This is a genomic window from Kosmotoga sp. (assembly GCF_982836095.1).
Genome location: NZ_CEYIHJ010000183.1, coordinates 1 through 3,483 on the forward strand (window position 1 = coordinate 1; position 3,483 = coordinate 3,483).

Below are 3,483 nucleotides of genomic sequence, written 5' to 3' on the forward strand. Positions count from 1 at the left end.
TGCTTCAATCTTGGATGAGAACACCCTACTACGACCACGATACCTTCTCTTGTCTCAACGCAGAGAGATTGTTCTATTCTCTCAAGTTCACCCGTAGAGTAAATTCCCTCATAGAGCTCAGTGGGTTTTTTCACCTCAACCACTTCTTTAGCATTTTTGACCTCTGGAAAATAAGAGGGAACCCATAGTTTGACCTGATCGTTCACTTCAAGAAAAGACGAAAGACCTCCTGTATGATCCCGGTGAAGATGAGAGATGAAAATATCTTCTATTTCCTTTGGATCGATTTTAAGTTTTTGCATGTTTGAAAGCAGTATTCTTCCATTCGCTCCTGTATCAAAAAGTATCTTTCTTCCCTTTGATTCTACGAGAGCAGAAAATCCCCAATCAGATTCGAGGCCTACCTTTGAAACGGTATTATCATAAACAATGGTGACTTTCATCTTATCACCTCAATTTATGCAAATTTTCATCCATTGTTCCATCAGGAAGCATCCAGTCTGGATGTGGTTCGCCTCTTTCTTCCATTTGATAACGAACACAACTTTTCCAGTCCCCTTTACAGTACAATTCTATCCACTTCTTATCCAGATTTCCTTCCTCATAAAATCTCTTCATCGGGCACACTTGATACCATTTGCAACTCACAAGTAATGCACTCAACTTTCTGTAAGCTTTTATCAAATCTTGCTTGAGTGTGGGATTATAAAGAATAACAGCGGGATGAGGTAGAGGTAGTATTTTTCTATCTTCGGCTAAAAATAGTCTACCATAAACCGAGGAAAACTCTGCTTTTGAAGGTGATAAAATGCCATGTTTTTGAAAAATATAACAGGTGGCATAATAACCCAAGGGAACCAATACTTTGGGGTTTATCAATTTGATCTCCTCGTTTAGATAATAACTACAAACCTGGATTTCATCTTGCTTGGGTTTTCTGCATTTTGGGAGTACACATTTAACCAAATTCGTCATATAAATTTTATGTCTCTTAACTTCTGCTGATTCTAATAATTCGTCCAATACTTTTCCAGAAGGTCCAACGAACATTTTCCCTTCTCTATCTTCATTTTCTCCCGGTGCTTGAGCAATTATCATGATTTTGGAATCTAAGTTCCCCTCGCCACAGATAGCATTCGTTCTGGTTTCAGATAATCTACATTTTTTACATTCCTTTATTCTTTCATTCAGTTCCTCGATCTTCATATCTCTTGCACCCTCATATATCTTTGCATATCGTACAACGGCCCGCAGATATACAACGTTTGGCTTTGCGAATCTGACAGAACGAAACATGGCCGTATATCTGCTCTTATACGCCGTTGCTAATATTCTTTTTCATGAATTACGAATCACTCTCTGATCGTTTTGAGTAAATTGTGAAATGCTGTTCTGCTAAAAAATCAAAATCTTTTTCCAATGTGTATCCGGCTTCTTTCATTTCGCGCATAATAGTTTCCTTAGGAACATCATGTCCAAATAATCCACGAAAGGTGAAAAATTTGCCCTTTTTATACTCTATGATGATTACCTTTCCATCAGCTTTTAAAAATCGTTTTAAATTCTTGAAATGCTCTATGCGATTTAATATGTGGTGGGTGACATTTCTCATAAATACGAAATCTAAACTATTTTCAGGCAAATCCAATGTATCTTTGATTAAGATTGTGACTATATTGTTCAATCCCTTTTTCTTAGCGCTGCTTTTGATGACTTGTAAAAATTCTGGATTTGTATCAACAGCGTAAACTTTACCTTCATCTCCTACTATTTCAGCAAACCTTAGTGAAAAGTAACCTCCTCCAGCTCCAATATCAGCGATACTTTGACCACGTTTTAACCCAATGGTCTTAATAATCTGATCTGGTTTGTTTTTAGGATGAGAGGCCTTTTTATTGAACAGTTCCGCTCGAAAGTTCGCCATTTTATTACTTCCTTTCATAAGAATTGATACGAACACACAAACACTTACGCTAGTGGGTCAGTGTTTTGCTCCAAAAATGATGACTACGACCAGTAATAGGGCAGATAAGAAAACAATGCCCCAATTCATCTCTCCCAAACGCGAGAAATTCACATACCCATGTAAGCTTGTTTCACTAATTCGCTACCCAAAAGCTCTTGACCCGTCCCCTGGGCAACGATTTTTCCAGTCTGGAGAATGTAGCCCCTATCAGCTATTTCCAGAGCTTCCTGAACCTTTTGTTCAACCATTAACACAGCTACACCCGCCTTGTTCACGTGTTTTAGAACATCCAGCGCCTTGTCAACCATGAGCGGCATTAATCCAAGTGACATTTCATCTACCAGAAGCAGCTTCGGTTTTGCCATAAGAGCCCGCGCTATGGCAAGCATCTGCTGCTCGCCTCCAGACATGGTTTCACCTTTCTGTTTCTCTCTTTCCTTTAACACTGGGAATATCTCGTACACCCTATCTAACAGGCGGTTGATTTCCGCATCATCTTCAATTGCGTAAGCTCCCATTAGAAGGTTATCTCTGACGCTCATCTTGCCAAAAATGTGCCTCCCCTCTGGCACGTGTGCTATACCCAGCTTGACAATTTCATGAGCGGGGAGTTTATCTATTCTTTTACCCATGAACTCGATACTACCAGAGATTGGCTTCAACAATCCGGATATCGCTCTCAAAATTGTTGTCTTTCCGGCTCCATTTGAACCCACCACTGAAACAAGCTCGCCTTCTCTTACTTCAAGACTAACGTCAAAAACAACTGGAACGTTGTCATACCCTGCGGTTAATTTGTTTACTTTTAGCATGATATCTCTCCCCCAGATAAGCTTTTATCACTTCTTCATTGTTTACAATTTCCTCGGGAGAACCCTCGGCGATTTTTTCTCCTGCATTCAGCACGATGACTCTATTCGAAATTGGCATGATAGCTTCCATAACATGCTCAACTATCAAAAGCGTTATGCCGTGTTGCTTGTTGAGGTTCAGACAAAGCTCCATTGCTTCCTTTGTTTCGGTTTGATTCAGACCCGCCATGGCTTCATCGAGCATTATCATTTTGGGCTTCGTGGCTAACACTCGTGCTATTTCAAGCCTTTTCTTATCTGCTATAGTGAGACTACCAGCAAGAACGTCTTTTTTTTCTGATAGATGTGTGATCTTCAAAATTTCATCCGCTATCTTCTCTGCCTCACTACGAGAGCTTGCTCTCAAGAATGCCCCGGTGAGAATGTTTTCCTTGACGGTCATTTCTTTCAGAGGCTTAACTATTTGAAACGTGCGAGTGAGCCCCATTGATGTGATCTTATATGGAGAAAGTCCTGTAATATCTTTTCCTTCAAAATACACTCTTCCAGAAAAAGGTTTGTAAAAACCGCTTATACAGTTAAAAATTGTGGTTTTCCCGGCCCCGTTTGGACCTATCAGACTGACTATCTCTCCCTTGTCTACAAAAAAGCTAACGTTGTTGTTGGCAGTCAAGTTTCCAAACTTCATGGTCACATTTTTGGCTT

5 protein-coding genes are annotated in these 3,483 nt (G+C 39.9%); all 5 read right to left on the reverse strand.

From position 1 onward, the window contains the following. On the reverse strand, positions 1-443 hold a 443-nt coding region (locus AC3LHT_RS09680; protein WP_488662744.1), incomplete at its 3' end, for an MBL fold metallo-hydrolase. Positions 444-447: 4 nt separating this feature from the next. Next, entirely contained in the window at positions 448-1,296 is an 849-nt protein-coding gene (locus AC3LHT_RS09685; RefSeq protein WP_488662745.1) for a uracil-DNA glycosylase, read from the reverse strand. A 49-nt stretch (positions 1,297-1,345) separates the two neighbouring features. After that, a complete protein-coding gene (locus tag AC3LHT_RS09690; protein WP_488662746.1) occupies positions 1,346-1,924 on the reverse strand; it encodes a class I SAM-dependent methyltransferase in 579 nt (192 codons plus the stop codon). 149 nt (positions 1,925-2,073) lie between these two features. Further along, a complete protein-coding gene (locus AC3LHT_RS09695; protein WP_488662747.1) occupies positions 2,074-2,778 on the reverse strand; it encodes an ABC transporter ATP-binding protein in 705 nt (234 codons plus the stop codon). Next, a partial coding sequence (locus AC3LHT_RS09700; protein ID WP_488662748.1) for an ABC transporter ATP-binding protein occupies positions 2,744-3,483 on the reverse strand: 740 nt, incomplete at its 5' end. The genes AC3LHT_RS09700 and AC3LHT_RS09695, both read right to left, overlap by 35 nt.